The organism is Micrococcus sp. Mcc28 (assembly GCF_024519775.1).
In the GTDB taxonomy this organism is placed as follows: Bacteria; Actinomycetota; Actinomycetes; order Actinomycetales; family Micrococcaceae; genus Micrococcus; species Micrococcus luteus.
Genome location: NZ_JALJRH010000010.1, coordinates 55,933 through 69,484, shown reverse-complemented (window position 1 = coordinate 69,484; position 13,552 = coordinate 55,933). Strand labels below are relative to the sequence as shown.

The window sequence follows — 13,552 nt, the reverse complement described above, 5'->3', positions numbered from 1 at the left end:
CGTCGCACCGCGGCCCCGGCACCGCGGAATACCCGCCCGTGGCTCCGCCGTTGTCCTGGAGGAGCGTCCACCACCCCGATCCACTGGAGGAACCCGTGGCCCCCACCGCCCAGGACCAGAGCGTCCACAACGTCGTGATCGTCGGATCCGGCCCCGCCGGATACACCGCGGCGATCTACACCGCCCGCGCCGAGCTCTCCCCGGTCCTGGTGGCCGGGGCGGTGACCGCGGGCGGCGAGCTGATGAACACCACCGAGGTGGAGAACTTCCCGGGCTTCCCGGAGGGTGTGCAGGGGCCCGAGCTGATGGCGAACCTCGAGGCCCAGGCCCGCCGGTTCAACACGGAGGTGGTCTACGACGACGTCGTGCAGGCCGACCTGACGTCGAACCCCAAGGTGCTCACGCTCGGCGACGGCACCCAGCTGCGCACCCACGCGGTCATCCTCACGACCGGCTCCGCCTACCGGAAGCTCGGCGTTCCCGGCGAGGAGCGCCTCTCCGGCCACGGCGTCAGCTGGTGCGCCACGTGCGACGGCTTCTTCTTCCGCGAGCAGGAGATCGCGGTCGTGGGCGGCGGCGACTCCGCCATGGAGGAGGCCCTGTTCCTCACGAAGTTCGCGTCCAAGGTGACCGTGCTGGTCCGCAAGGACGAGCTGCGCGCCTCCAAGGTGATGGCCCACCGGGCCATGGAGAACGAGAAGATCGAGTTCCGCTGGAACACCGAGGTCACGGAGGTGACGGGTGACGACAAGGTCAACACCCTCCGCCTGCGGGACACCCGCACCGGCGAGGCGTCCACGCTGGACGTGACCGGCCTGTTCGTCGCCATCGGCCAGGACCCGCGCACGGACCTGGTGCAGGGCCAGGTGGAGCTCACGGAGCACGGCACGATCCGCATCGACCATCCGTCCTCGCGGACCTCCCAGCCGGGCGTCTTCGCCGCCGGCGACGTCACGGACCACACCTACCGCCAGGCCATCACCGCCGCCGGCTCGGGCTGCGTGGCCGCCCAGGACGTGGAGCACTACCTCGCGACCGTGGCCGACGTGGAGGAGGCCGCGCCGGCCGGCCCGGAGTCGGACGCGGTTCCGGCATGAGCCACTGACTCATGACCCCTGACAGAGCGTCATGAGTCATGTCGATAACACCCCTGTCCACCCTCGTCAGACACAGAACGACCCCCAGGAGGCTGCCATGAGCACCATCACCGTCACCGACGCCGACTTCGACCAGAAGGTCCTCCAGTCCGAGCTGCCCGTCCTCGTGGACTTCTGGGCCGAGTGGTGCGGCCCGTGCCGCATGCTCGGGCCCGTCCTGGAGGACATGGCCGTGGAGCACGAGGGCAAGGCCGTGATCGCCAAGCTCAACGTGGATGAGAACCCGGCCATCGCCGCGCGCTACGGCGTCACCTCCATCCCGCTCGTCGTGGGCTTCCAGAACGGCGAGAAGGTCGTCGAGTCCGTGGGCGCCAAGCCCAAGGCCGCGCTGGAGAAGGAGTTCTCGGCCCTGCTCGGCTGAGCCCCTCCCCCACTCACCACGACGGCCCCGTCACCCGAGAGGGTGACGGGGCCGTCGTGCGTCGATCTTCAGGACCAGCGGCGGGTGCCCGTGGACGCCGTCCGCGGGAAGTCCGGATCAGGACTTCTTGCCCTTCCCCTTGCCGTCCTGACCGCCCTGGATGAGGTCCATGATGCGGTTCAGGTCCTCCACGGTGGTGAAGTCGATGGCGATGCGACCCTTGCGCGCGCCGAGGGTGATCTTCACGGCGGTGTCCAGGCGGCTGGTGAGCGCGGTGGCGTAGTGATCCAGGCGCTCGTGGCGGGCGTCGTCCGTGCTGCGCCGCGGCGTACGGCCCGGCCGGAGCCCGCCCTGCAGCTGCGCGACAGCCTCCTCCGTGGCCCGGACGGACAAGCCCTCCGACTGGATCCGCTGCGCCAGACGCTCCATGTCCGACGGGTCCGTGAGACCGAGCAGCGCGCGAGCATGACCGGCCGAGAGCGTGCCGGCGGCGACGCGGCGCTGCACGAGGGGCGGCAGCTTGAGCAGCCGCAGCGTGTTGGAGATCTGCGGACGGGAACGGCCGATGCGCTGGGAGAGCTCTTCCTGCGTGCAGGCGAAGTCCTCCATGAGCTGCTGGTAGGCGGCGGCCTCTTCGAGCGGGTTCAGCTGGGAGCGGTGCAGGTTCTCCAGCAGGGCGTCCCGCAGGAGGTCCTGGTCCGGAGTCTGGCGGACGATCGCCGGGATGGTGTCCAGGCCGGCCTTCTGGGTAGCGCGCCACCGGCGCTCGCCCATGATCAGCTCGTAGGGGGTGGGGCCGTCCACCTCGCGCACGACGATCGGCTGCAGGATGCCGACTTCGCGGATCGAGGTGACCAGTTCCGCCATGTGGTCCTCGTCGAACACCTCACGCGGCTGCCGGGGGTTGGGGTGGATGTCCCCCACCGGGATCTCCCGCAGGACCGCGATGTCCGCGGACACGGTCCCCTCGGTCGCGGCGGACTCAACGCTCGAGTCCGCCGGTTCCTTCCTCGACGACGTCGCGGAGGTGGGACGCTTGCTGGGCGCCTTCACCGTCGGCATGGCCGGACGCCCGTTGCTCGAACGCGCCGCAGGTGCGTCCTCGGAGTCTGCGGAGAAGAACACGTCGACGGGACGCTGCGCGGGTCGCGAGGCACGCTTCGATGAGGTGGGCCCTGCCTTCGTGGCGGACGCGGTGCCCCGGCCAGTCGTGGACGTTGATTTCGAGACCTGAGCGGCGCCGCCCGTGGTCTTTCTCTGGGAGGCCGACGGGGCAGGATCGCTGGACTTCCCTGACGTCTCGGTCGTCGCGATGCTCCGCGTCGATGTCATGGTGGTCTCCGCTGCCGCGTCGGCCTTCGGGCCGCTCTTCGCCGGCGTCGGAGAGTCCTTCGGGGAGGGTGCCTCGGCGTTCTCTTCCGGGGCTTCTACAGTGCTCTGGATCAGGGCGCCGAGGCCTCGCCCCAGGCCTCCTCGACGGCTCGTCTTCAACGGGTCCTCCTGCAGTGAGTGGGTCTGCGATCAGTGTAGGTGAGCGGCCTGGTCTCGATGATCCCGGGCGACGGAAAGACAGTCCTCGAGGTGCTCTGGCCCTGACTGGCGGGGGCGTGCGAGGGTCTGGCCTGCACGGGGTCGGCGATGCCCTGCTCTCGGTTCTGGCGTGGACGCGCGTGCTCGACTCGGACGGCTGAAGGTGGATGTGCGGGCCATCCACCTCCCGTGAGGGTGGGCGTTTCACGTGGAACGCTTCGTGGGTGCGCCCCAGAGCGGCCTCGCTGGAATCCTCAGGGCCCTCTCGGCCTTCCTCTGGCGGTTCACCCGTTTCACGTGAAACACGATGTCTGAGCTAACGAGTGAGCGGCAACAGAATCGCAGTTGCAATCGCTAGTGTTACATCTAAGCACTCCCGGCCAAACTTCCGTGTGGATGGTCCTCAGATTGCGGGTCACCCCCATGATGTTGTGCGCCATGAGATGCGGAATGGGGGAGCAGCAGCGGAGTGCTCATGCCACTTCCCCTCAGAGCTATGCGGACACTCAAATCTTTGAGCAGGTCGGTTTGGATTTCTCTAGTTCCTGTATTCAGTGCCTCCGCTCTCCGCAGCATCCTCGGGCGATGTCTTGGCGTCGATGTTTCACGTGAAACAGGATGAGTCTGCCGGCAAGAGCAGGACGTACGCCCCGTGGAGCACGAATCAGATCCATCGTGAGCGACTCCCACATTCTTGGACCGCTCCTCGGCACGTAGTCCCAACACGGAATCGTTTGCTCGCGGAACAGCCCCGGATGCTTACGCCGCGGCACGGTGCACTCACCCGGGGTTCGTTTCACGTGAAACGTCCCGTTCGAAGATTTGACCGTGCACTGGTGCCACGGAAGTCCGCCCACGAACGGGTTGCATTCAGATGCCGGCGTCCATAGGGGCGTGAGATGCGTTCGAGGTTCAGACTCCTCGCGTTGCTGACGTCGTGACCCGGGCGCGTCGAGCGCCGGACGTCGGTCGTTCGGTTTCACGTGAAACGTGGCGGCGTACTGGGCGCGAACGCCGGGTCGCGGGTCCCATGTCGCGCAGCTTGCACCGACTTGTGCCGTTGACCGTACTGTTCGATGCAGTCGCTGCCGTCAGCAGCGGCCGTACAGTCATATGGCAGGCCCTTCCGCCCGACAGACCGGACCCATTCCTCCCGTCTGCCCATTCCGCCCATTAAGGTTCACGTCCGACTCGTGTGGAACCGGGTCTTCACCCGTCCGTCCGCACGCGACTCCCTCCAGGGATCGACGCTAGATCTACGCGCGATCATCGTGTTTCACGTGAAACCCCCGGCCACCACCTGAGTGATCGACGTCCTGCTTCCACGTCGTTGCAGGGGTCAAAACCGTGCGGCCTGACCGTCCCGCACTGAGCTGATGGGGGTTTCCCGGGGGAGGGGACCCAGACTGACTCAGCATTCCCCTGCCGACCCCGTACCTAGCCGTCGGGCCGCGCTGGGGATTCGCCAGACCAACCAGCGCCATGGTGGCACCCACGGCCACCTACCCACGGCGTCCCCTTGTCCACAGATCTTGTCCACATATCAACATCGACGATAGCCGCTAACCACTGCTGACTCCGCAAAGTGCCAGCTCACATGCTTGTCCTTGTATACATTGGGGGCGCGCGGCCGCCCCTCTTCGCCGGAATCTTTTCTACTCCGCACACAGGAATGCACAGTAGAACTGTCCTTCTGGCGCCGCCGTTCGGCCCCTCCAACTCAGACGAATCACAGCAGCCCACCATCGCCGCTGACGTCTGCTCTCGCACACGCTCACGGCAGACCGGCCGCGCGCCTCGCGGCGACACCACAGCTCGAGCTCCGCTCTGGCCCCGATTCCCTGAACGTCACCGACGGGGAGGAGGGCTGACCGTGGGGGAGAGGGAACACCCAGTCACAGCACCCGGCCTGCTCGCTGGCTGCATCCTCGAGGCTGCAGCGCACCCGGGTGAAGGTGGAGGGACGGACCATGCCCTGCACGGCCGCGCCCGGCGGCCAGGACGTTCCCCACGCATCGCGCAGCTCCCGAGGAGCACTTCAACGCAGGGTGCACCACCGGCCCTCACAGCCGCCGTCGCCGCCCCGCCGCCATGCCGTCCACCCCGTGAGTTCGTGCGTCGCCGCCCGCGGCTGCTCCCAGGCCTCGCGACAGGTGCGCCTGGCCGGCGGCGGAGGGGCCGGCCCAGCGAAGGAGAGGGGAGCGTGTCAGACGGACGCAGTCCACCACGGGCACCCCTCCCCATCGTCCCGCCGCGGCGGCACCACGCGCGCACCCTCGGAGAAGGTCGTTTCACGTGAAACACGAACTTCCGATATGCCCAGCGTTTCCGCTTGTCTTTTCACCCCCCATCTTCCGGGCCACGCTCACTCACGACGAAGCCCGCCGGGGGGATCACTCCCTCCGGCGGGCTTCGTCGTCGCCAGCAGCGCCACCCGGCGACCGCCGCAGCGGCCGGCTGGGCGTCAGCCCTTCAGGGCCGTCGGCGCCCCGCGGCCGGCGATCTCCGCGGCCGCCTCCCGGTACGCCATGGCGCCGGCCGAGGCCGGGTCGTACGTCAGCACCGTCTGCTGATAGCTGGGGGCCTCGGAGATGCGGACGTTGCGGGGGATCGCGGTGCTCAGCAGCTGCTCCGGGAAGTGCGTCCGGACCTCCTCCGCCACCTGCACGGCGAGGTTGGTCCGCGCGTCGAACATCGTCAGCAGGATGGTGCTCACCTGGAGACGCGGGTTCAGGTGCTTCTGGATCATCTGCACGTTCTTGAGCAGCTGGGAGAGGCCCTCGAGGGCGTAGTACTCGGCCTGGATCGGGATGAGCACCTCCTCGGCCGCCACGAACGCGTTGACCGTCAGCAGGCCCAGGGACGGCGGGCAGTCGATGAACACGTAGTCCAGCCGCTCCTGCCCGACCTCCTCGCGCCAGGCGGTGTACGCCTCGAGCGCCCGCGACAGTCGCTGTTCGCGGGCCACCAGGGAGACCAGCTCGATCTCGGCACCGGCCAGGTCGATGGTCGCGGGCACCACCTGAAGGCCATCTACGTCCGGGGCGTCCTGCACCACGTCCTGGATCTCCATCTCGCCCAGGAGCACGTCGTACACGGAGGCCACGTCTCCGGTGTGGGGGATGTTCAGCGCGGTGGACGCATTGCCCTGCGGGTCGATGTCCACCACCATCACCCGCATGCCCGCGCGGGCGAGGGCCGCGGCCAGGTTGACCGTCGTCGTCGTCTTGCCGACGCCGCCCTTCTGGTTGGACGTCGTGAACACGCGGGTGCGGTCGGGGCGCGTCAGACGGCGACGCTGGAGCCGCGCGGGCTCCTCGGCGTCGGCGCCGCCCTTCTCGGCGGTCCGGCCGGTCCACTTCTGGCGCAGGGCCCTCCAGGCCCCACCCCGGCTCTCCTGCTCCTGCGCCATGCGGCTCTACCTCCTGGGTCGCGGGTGTGCGGATCTGCTGCCGCCCGGCCCGTCCCGTCCCGGTGGGGGAGGGGTCAGCGGGGACGCGCGCTGACGCGCACGACGGTGGTGGTCTCGGGCAGCAGGCCCTCGCCCACCGTGAGGATCTCGGGCTCGGCACCACCATACTTGCGCAGGACCTTGCGGGCGGCGGCGATCTCGTCGGCCGCGGAGCGGCCCTTGATGGCCAGCAGCTCCCCGGCGCCCTGCAGCATCGGCATGGCCAGCGGCACGAGGGTCTTCAGCGCGGACACGGCGCGGGCGGTCACGACGTCGACGTCGAGGTTCCCGGAGACCTGCTCGGCACGGCCGCGGATCACGTCCACGTTCTCCAGGCCGAGGTCGGCGACCACCCTGTCCAGCCACTCCACGCGCCGCTCGAGCGGCTCGATGAGCAGGAACTGGCAGTCGGGGCGCGCGAGCGCGAGGCACAGGCCGGGCAGGCCCGCGCCGGAGCCGACGTCGGCCACGAGCGCGCCCTGCGGGAGGAGCTCCTCGACCACGGCGCAGTTCAGGACGTGGCGCTCCCAGAGACGGGGTGCCTCGCGCGGGCCGATCAGGCCCCACTCGATGCCGGTGTCCGCCAGGTGGGCCACGTATGCCTCGGCCCGGGGGAGGGCCTCGCCGAACAGCTCGACGGCGGCCGGCCGCAGCGCGTCGGTCAGCGGCGGCGCCGGCTGCCCCACGGGCGCGGGGCGGTCGCCCCGGTCCTGCGGATCCAGCCCGGGGCGCCGCTCGTAGGCCGAGCCCCGCTCAGTCATCGGCGGAGATGACCACGTGCCGGCGGGCGCCCTCGCCCTCCGACTCGGAGGTCAGGCCGGCGTCCGCGACGACGTCGTGGACGATCTTGCGCTCGTACGCGCCCATGGGCTCGAGGTGCACGGGACCCTCGCCGGCGCGGACGCGCTCGACGGCCGCCTGGGCGGCGGTGCGCAGGGCGACGTTGCGGCGCTCCCGGTGCCCGCAGACGTCCAGGATCAGCCGGGAGCGGTGCCCCGTGGCGGCGAGCACGGCCAGCCGGACGAGCTCCTGCAGGGCCTCCAGGGTGCGGCCGTCGGGGCCGACGAGGCCGTCCAGGCGCTCATCGTGGTCCTCGGAGACGACGGACACGTACGTGCGCCCGTCGCGGACCTCGATGTCGATGTCCCCGTCCAGGTCCGCGATGTCGAGCAGCTCCTCGACGTAGTCCGCGGCGACGTCGCCCTCCTCCTCGAGGCGGCGCACCGCCTCCGAGACGGCGGCACCGTCCTGCTCCGCGACGCGAGAGCCCTGGCCCACGGGGGTCTCGACGACGGCGTCCTCGGCCTCGGGGGCCGGGGTCACGTTCTCGGCGGACATGCTCACTTCCTCCTGCGGTTCTTGCGCTGGGGCTGGACGCGCTGACCCGACTGGCGGACGACCTCACCGTTCAGCACGGCACCGCCGCGGCCCGCCTGGGTGTGCGCGGACGAGGGCGTGGCCTCGGCGTTCGACACCTTCTGGCCCACGGGGGGCAGGCCCTTGGCGGCGCGGCGCTCGTTGAGCTCCTTCTCGGCGAGGGAGCCCGGGGTCGGGTTGTTGCGGATGATCCACCACTGCTGGCCGACGGCCCAGAAGTTGGAGTAGGTCCAGTACAGGAGCACGCCGATCGGGAAGTTGATGCCGCCGATGCCGAAGATCAGGGGCATGGCGTAGAGCATGATCTGCTGCGTCTGCATCATGGGCCCGGAGAGGGCCTGCTGCGTCATGTTCTTCGTCATGAGCATCTTCTGCATGAAGAACATCGAGCCCGACATGAGCAGGATCAGCACGATCGCCGTGACGATCACGGGCCCGCTGCCCGGCGCGCCGAGCGAGTTCATGAAGGTGTCCGACATGCGGGCGCCGAAGATCGTGGAGCCCTCGAAGGAGCGGATCTGGTCCGCGGACAGGGCGTCCATGGCCTCGCCGCGCTCCGCCGCGCCGCGGGCGCCGATCAGCACCTGGTAGAGCGCGAAGAAGAACGGCATCTGGATCAGCAGCGGCAGGCAGGCGGCGAACGGGTTCGCCTTGTGCTCCTTCATGAGCGCCTGCTGCTCCATGGCCATGGCCTGGCGGGAGAGCTGGTCCTTCTTGCCCTTGTACTTGGCCTGCAGCTTCTGCAGCTCGGGCTGGATGGCCTGCATGGCGCGCTGCGCCTTGATCTGCTTGACGAACAGCGGGATCAGCAGGGTGCGGATGAGCACCACCAGCAGGAGGATGGACAGGGCCCACGTCCAGCCGGAGTCCGCGGGCAGGCCCGCAAACTCCAGGATGCTGTGGAACGCCCCGAGCAGCCAGGACATCAGCCAGCGGAACGGGGAGAGGATGGCTTCGAACATGGGGGTCAATCCTCCTGCGGGAGATCAGGTGGGATGGGAGGGTGGTTCAGGGTGAGGATGCGCGGCTGCCGGCCCGGCGGCCAGCGTCGGTGCCCGGGCGGGACCGGGTCCACGCCGCCGTCGTTCCAGGGATGGCACCGGCCGATGCGCCGCGCGGCGAGCCACGACCCCTTGACCGCGCCGTGCACGTGCACGGCCTCCAGCCCGTAGGCGGAGCAGCTGGGGAAGAACCGGCACACGGGTCCGTACAGCGGGGAGACCACGGCCCGATAGACCGTGAGCAGGCCGGCCAGCAGGGCGGACGGCAGCGCGCGCAGCGGCCCCCACTCACGGGAGGGCTCGAGCACGACGAAGGGCGAGGGCGTGACGGTCATCTACGCGGGCTCCGAGGCGGCGGGCAGATGCGGCTTCAGGGCCTTGCCGAGCGCGCCGACGGTCTCGCGGCGCAGCAGCGCGTAGTCCGCCTCGGCGGCGGCCGGCAGCGCGCGGACCTGCACCAGAACCGGCAGGTCGCGCAGCGGGGGCAGGCGCATCTGATCCGCGACGACGGCGCGCAGCCGCCGCTTCACCCGGTTGCGGGTCACCGCGTTCCCCACGGCCTTGGACACGACGAACCCGGCCCGCGGCCGAGGGGCGCTCGGCGACGTGGACCGGGTCTGATCGGGGTCCGTGGCGACGCTCACCACGACGGTGCGCCGACCCGCCCGGGTGCCGGTGCGACCGAGGTGACGGAACTCCGCGGGCGTGCGGACGCGACGGTCACGGGGCAGCACGGGGCGCGCCGTCCCTGGACCGAGGTCCTCAGGCGGACAGCTCGGCGCGGTTCTTGCCGCGGCGAGCGGACAGGATGGCGCGGCCGGCGCGGGTGCGCATGCGGGCACGGAAGCCGTGCTTGCGGGCACGACGGCGGTTGTTGGGCTGGAACGTGCGCTTGGTCACTGTGATCTCTCCACGACGTGTTGTGTGCCTTCGACCGTCGACCTGAGCAGGTGGACCAGGGGGAAGGACCGGTGAGGCTCTGACATGAAATCCCCGGCGGGCACGATCAACCGACACCCGGGGGACCAGACAACTCTAGTGGCCGGGGTACGCAGGGGTCAAACGGGTGCGCGCGGATCCCGGACGCCCGTGGGCGCCCGGGACGGTCGTCCACAGGATGATAGGGGTTGTCCACCGTCTGTGCACAACCCTGTGGACAACCGTTAGACTCCGAGCACCGTCGTCCGTCTCGCGCAGCCGCCCCCGTCCTCGGGGACGTCTGCCCCAGGAAAGGAAGCCTCCGTGGTGGCAGACCAGGCCGTGCTCAGCTCGTGGCGCTCCGTCGTGGGCTCCCTCGAGGACGACGCGCGGGTCAGCGCCCGCCTCATGGGCTTCGTCTACCTGGCCCAGCCGCAGGGCCTCATCGGCAACACGCTCCTGCTGGCCGTGCCGAACGAGACCACCCGCGAGACGCTCCAGGGCACCCAGGTGGCCGACGCCCTCACGGACGCCCTGACCAAGGAGTTCCGCGAGGAGATCCTGCTGGCCATCTCGATCGACGCGAACCTGCAGCCGCCGCGGACCCCCTCGTCCGAGGCCCGCCGCTCCTCCCTCGCGGGCGGACCGGCCGCCGCCGCGGTGCCGGACGTCGAGCTGCCCCCGGCCGCGACCGCCGCCACCTCCCGCCGCGCCGTCGCCGAGGAGCTGCCGGGCTTCCGCATCGAGCCGCCGGCCGACGTCGCGCCCGCTGCGACCGCGGCCCCGAGCGGGAACGGCAAGCCGACCCCCGCGCCGCCGTCGACGTCCGCGGAGACCAGCCGCCTCAACGACCGCTACCACTTCGAGACGTTCGTGATCGGCTCGTCCAACCGGTTCGCGCACGCCGCCGCGAACGCGGTGGCCGAGGCGCCGGCGAAGGCGTACAACCCGCTGTTCATCTACGGCGAGTCCGGCCTGGGCAAGACGCACCTGCTGCACGCGATCGGGCACTACGCCCGTCGCCTCTACCCGGGCCTGCGGGTGCGGTACGTGAACTCGGAGGAGTTCACCAACGACTTCATCAACTCCATCCGCCACGACGAGGGCGCCTCGTTCAAGCAGGTCTACCGCAACGTGGACATCCTGCTGATCGACGACATCCAGTTCCTGGCGGACAAGGAGGCGACGGTCGAGGAGTTCTTCCACACCTTCAACACGCTCTACAACAACAACAAGCAGGTGGTCATCACCTCGGACCTGCCGCCCAAGCAGCTCTCCGGGTTCGAGGACCGGCTGCGCTCCCGCTTCGAGTGGGGGCTGATCACGGACATCCAGCCGCCGGACCTCGAGACGCGCATCGCGATCCTCCGGAAGAAGGCGGAGGCCGAGGGGCTCGTGGCCCCGCCGGAGGCGCTGGAGTACATCGCCTCGCGCATCTCCACGAACATCCGCGAGCTCGAGGGCGCGCTGATCCGCGTGACCGCGTTCGCCTCGCTCAACCGGCAGACCGTGGACATCGAGCTGGCCGAGCATGTGCTCAAGGACCTGATCACGGACGAGACGGCGCACGAGATCACCCCGGAGCTGATCCTGCACGCCACGGGGGAGTACTTCAATCTCACCCTCGAGGAGCTGACCAGCAAGTCCCGCACCCGCACGCTGGTGACGGCGCGGCAGATCGCCATGTACCTGCTGCGCGAGCTGACCGAGATGTCGCTGCCCAAGATCGGTCAGGTCCTGGGCGGCCGCGACCACACCACCGTCATCCACGCGGACCGCAAGATCCGCGAGCTGATGGCCGAGCGGCGGACGATCTACAACCAGGTCACCGAGCTCACCAACGAGATCAAGCGGAAGCAGCGCGGCGCCTGAGCCACCCGCTGTCCCACCCTCGAGTCCCGGTTCGAACCTTCGACCGGGACTCGAGCCTTCTTCCACATTGTCCACCGGTGTGGACAACTCTGTGGAGAACCCCCGGTGCTGTGGACAACCTCCGCCCCTGTGGATGGCGGAATCAGGCCGCTCACGCCGCGTCCACACCCCTGGGGACGACGACGATGCCCAGGCTGGTGAATCACACGGGTGTCATTCGATGGTTCACACGTATCCACAGATCTCCACAGCCGAAAACCGCATGATGTCGCGGGTTTCGACGGGTGTGGACGCACCCTGTGGACAGGAATGTGGACAACTGGGGGGTGGATCCGGGGACGAGTCTGGACAACCCCGGTCGGGCCTGTGCAGAGCGGGGGGAGGGCCTCCGAGGCCCGTCCACATCGGATGCACACCCCGAACGAGCGGGCGTCCACACGGTTCCCCCAACCGGATCCGCATGGTGCCGCGGCAGAACGGCGTTCTCCACAGGATCCACACCCGCTACCACTCCTTCTGATCCCTCTGGAGAGATCCCGCCAAGCAACATCAACTCCGCCGTCCCGCACCGAGCTGAGCGCCTCGAGGGCCCGGGCTGCGCCCGGGCGCCCGAGATCCGTGGAATCACACCGCTGTCATTCGTCTGCGACCTGACACCCGCCGCGCGGACCGCCTATGCTGAGGCCCGCGTGTCGCCGTTCCCCCCGGGCCCGCAACCCCCGTCATCACCCCCAGAGAGGCAGTGCAGCTCGTGAAGTTCACCGTCGAACGCGACATCCTCACCGACGCCGTCTCCTGGGCCGCCCGCTCCCTGTCCCCGCGCCCGCCGGTGCCGGTGCTCTCGGGCCTGCTGATCACGGCCGAGGCCGGCGTCGTGTCCATCGCGAGCTTCGACTACGAGACCTCCGCGCGCCTGGAGATCGAGGCCGACGTCGAGACCGCGGGCCAGGTGCTCGTCTCCGGCCGCCTGCTGAACGACATCGTCCGCTCCCTGCCGCAGGCCCAGGTCACGGTGGAGCTCGACGGCGGCAAGGTGCTCGTCACCTGCCGCTCCTCCCGCTTCGCCCTGGCCACGATGCCCGTGGGCGACTACCCGGCCCTGCCCGAGCTGCCGGCCCCCGCGGGCACCGTGGACGGGGCCGCGTTCGCCCACGCCGTCGCCCAGGTCACCGTCGCCGCCTCCAAGGACGACACCCTGCCGATCCTCACCGCCGTGAAGGTGGAGATCGAGGGCGACACCATGACCTTCCTGGCCACGGACCGCTACCGGCTGGCCATGAAGGAGATTCGCTGGACCCCGGCGGACCCGTCCCTCTCGACGTCGCTGCTCATCAAGGCGCGCACGCTCACCGAGGTCGCCAAGTCCCTCGGCTCCGGCGGCGACCTGGAGATCCTGCTCGGTCAGACCGCCGACCTCGTGGGCTTCGCCTCCGGCGGCCGCCGCACCACCTCCGTACTCGTGGACGGCGAGTACCCCAAGATCCGCTCGCTCTTCCCCGAGTCCAGCCCCATCCAGGCCGTGGTGGACACCGCCGCCCTGGTCGAGGCGTCCCGCCGCGTGGCCCTCGTGGCCGAGCGCAACACCGCCCTGCGCATGGTGTTCACGGATGGCCAGGTCACCCTGGACGCCGGCACCGGCGACGACGCGAGCGCCAACGAGTCCGTGCCGTGCACGCTCGACGGCGAGGACATCACCGTGGCGTTCAACCCGTCCTACCTCTCCGAGGGCCTGGCCGTGGTGGACCAGCCGCAGGTGCGCTTCGCCTTCACGTCCGCGCCCAAGCCCGCCCTGCTCACCGGCGTGAACCAGGAGGACGGCGTCGTCTCCGACTACCGCTACCTCGTGATGCCGGTGCGCATCGCCTGACGCAGGGGGCCGGACGCT

At 69.8% G+C, this 13,552-nt stretch carries 12 protein-coding genes; 4 read left to right on the top strand and 8 right to left on the bottom strand.

Translation table 11 applies throughout. The features are described 5' to 3' along the window. Positions 1 to 95: 95 nt before the first annotated feature. Both trxB and trxA read left to right on the top strand, forming a co-directional pair. On the top strand, positions 96 to 1,097 hold the full coding sequence (gene trxB, locus NR073_RS06990; RefSeq protein ID WP_044659947.1) for a thioredoxin-disulfide reductase: 1,002 nt from the start codon (positions 96 to 98) through the stop codon (positions 1,095 to 1,097). Positions 1,098 to 1,128: 31 nt separating this feature from the next. Then, positions 1,129 to 1,518, top strand: a complete 390-nt coding sequence (gene trxA, locus NR073_RS06985) for a thioredoxin (protein ID WP_326847851.1) — start codon at positions 1,129 to 1,131, stop codon at positions 1,516 to 1,518. A 117-nt stretch (positions 1,519 to 1,635) separates the two neighbouring features. On the opposite strand, the gene NR073_RS06980 is transcribed toward trxA, so the two are convergent. The 8 genes from NR073_RS06980 to rpmH all read right to left on the bottom strand — a co-directional run bounded on the left by NR073_RS06980 (position 1,636) and on the right by rpmH (position 9,777). Further along, on the bottom strand, positions 1,636 to 3,009 hold the full coding sequence (locus NR073_RS06980; protein ID WP_082067648.1) for a ParB/RepB/Spo0J family partition protein: 1,374 nt from the start codon (positions 3,007 to 3,009) through the stop codon (positions 1,636 to 1,638). Positions 3,010 to 5,512: 2,503 nt separating this feature from the next. Continuing rightward, positions 5,513 to 6,460: a ParA family protein gene (locus tag NR073_RS06975; RefSeq protein ID WP_256748696.1), complete on the bottom strand. Its 948-nt coding sequence runs from the start codon at positions 6,458 to 6,460 to the stop codon at positions 5,513 to 5,515. Between the two features lie 74 nt (positions 6,461 to 6,534). Next, on the bottom strand, positions 6,535 to 7,260 hold the full coding sequence (gene rsmG / locus NR073_RS06970) for a 16S rRNA (guanine(527)-N(7))-methyltransferase RsmG (RefSeq protein WP_020628388.1): 726 nt from the start codon (positions 7,258 to 7,260) through the stop codon (positions 6,535 to 6,537). Next, complete coding sequence (locus tag NR073_RS06965) at positions 7,253 to 7,837, bottom strand: R3H domain-containing nucleic acid-binding protein (RefSeq protein WP_043282880.1); 585 nt, start codon at positions 7,835 to 7,837, stop codon at positions 7,253 to 7,255. The genes rsmG and NR073_RS06965 overlap by 8 nt, the downstream gene beginning before the upstream one ends. Before the next feature lie 2 nt (positions 7,838 to 7,839). Continuing rightward, complete coding sequence (gene yidC, locus NR073_RS06960) at positions 7,840 to 8,838, bottom strand: membrane protein insertase YidC (protein ID WP_010079777.1); 999 nt, start codon at positions 8,836 to 8,838, stop codon at positions 7,840 to 7,842. Between the two features lie 5 nt (positions 8,839 to 8,843). Continuing rightward, complete coding sequence (gene yidD / locus NR073_RS06955) at positions 8,844 to 9,212, bottom strand: membrane protein insertion efficiency factor YidD (protein WP_020628390.1); 369 nt, start codon at positions 9,210 to 9,212, stop codon at positions 8,844 to 8,846. Continuing rightward, positions 9,213 to 9,611 (bottom strand): ribonuclease P protein component, encoded by a 399-nt coding sequence (gene rnpA, locus NR073_RS06950; protein ID WP_020628391.1) that lies wholly within the window; start codon positions 9,609 to 9,611, stop codon positions 9,213 to 9,215. It abuts the gene before it with no gap. Between the two features lie 28 nt (positions 9,612 to 9,639). Next, positions 9,640 to 9,777 carry a 50S ribosomal protein L34 gene (gene rpmH, locus NR073_RS06945; RefSeq protein WP_002856443.1) on the bottom strand — a complete coding sequence of 46 codons (138 nt, stop codon included), beginning with the start codon at positions 9,775 to 9,777 and terminating at the stop codon, positions 9,640 to 9,642. 342 nt (positions 9,778 to 10,119) lie between these two features. Here rpmH and dnaA point away from each other — a divergent pair, with 342 nt between their 5' ends. Further along, on the top strand, positions 10,120 to 11,667 hold the full coding sequence (gene dnaA, locus NR073_RS06940; RefSeq protein WP_044659943.1) for a chromosomal replication initiator protein DnaA: 1,548 nt from the start codon (positions 10,120 to 10,122) through the stop codon (positions 11,665 to 11,667). 751 nt (positions 11,668 to 12,418) lie between these two features. Then, the gene (gene dnaN / locus NR073_RS06935; protein ID WP_060973764.1) at positions 12,419 to 13,534 is read left to right on the top strand and encodes a DNA polymerase III subunit beta; all 1,116 of its coding nucleotides are present in this window, start codon (positions 12,419 to 12,421) and stop codon (positions 13,532 to 13,534) included. Positions 13,535 to 13,552 lie beyond the last annotated feature (18 nt).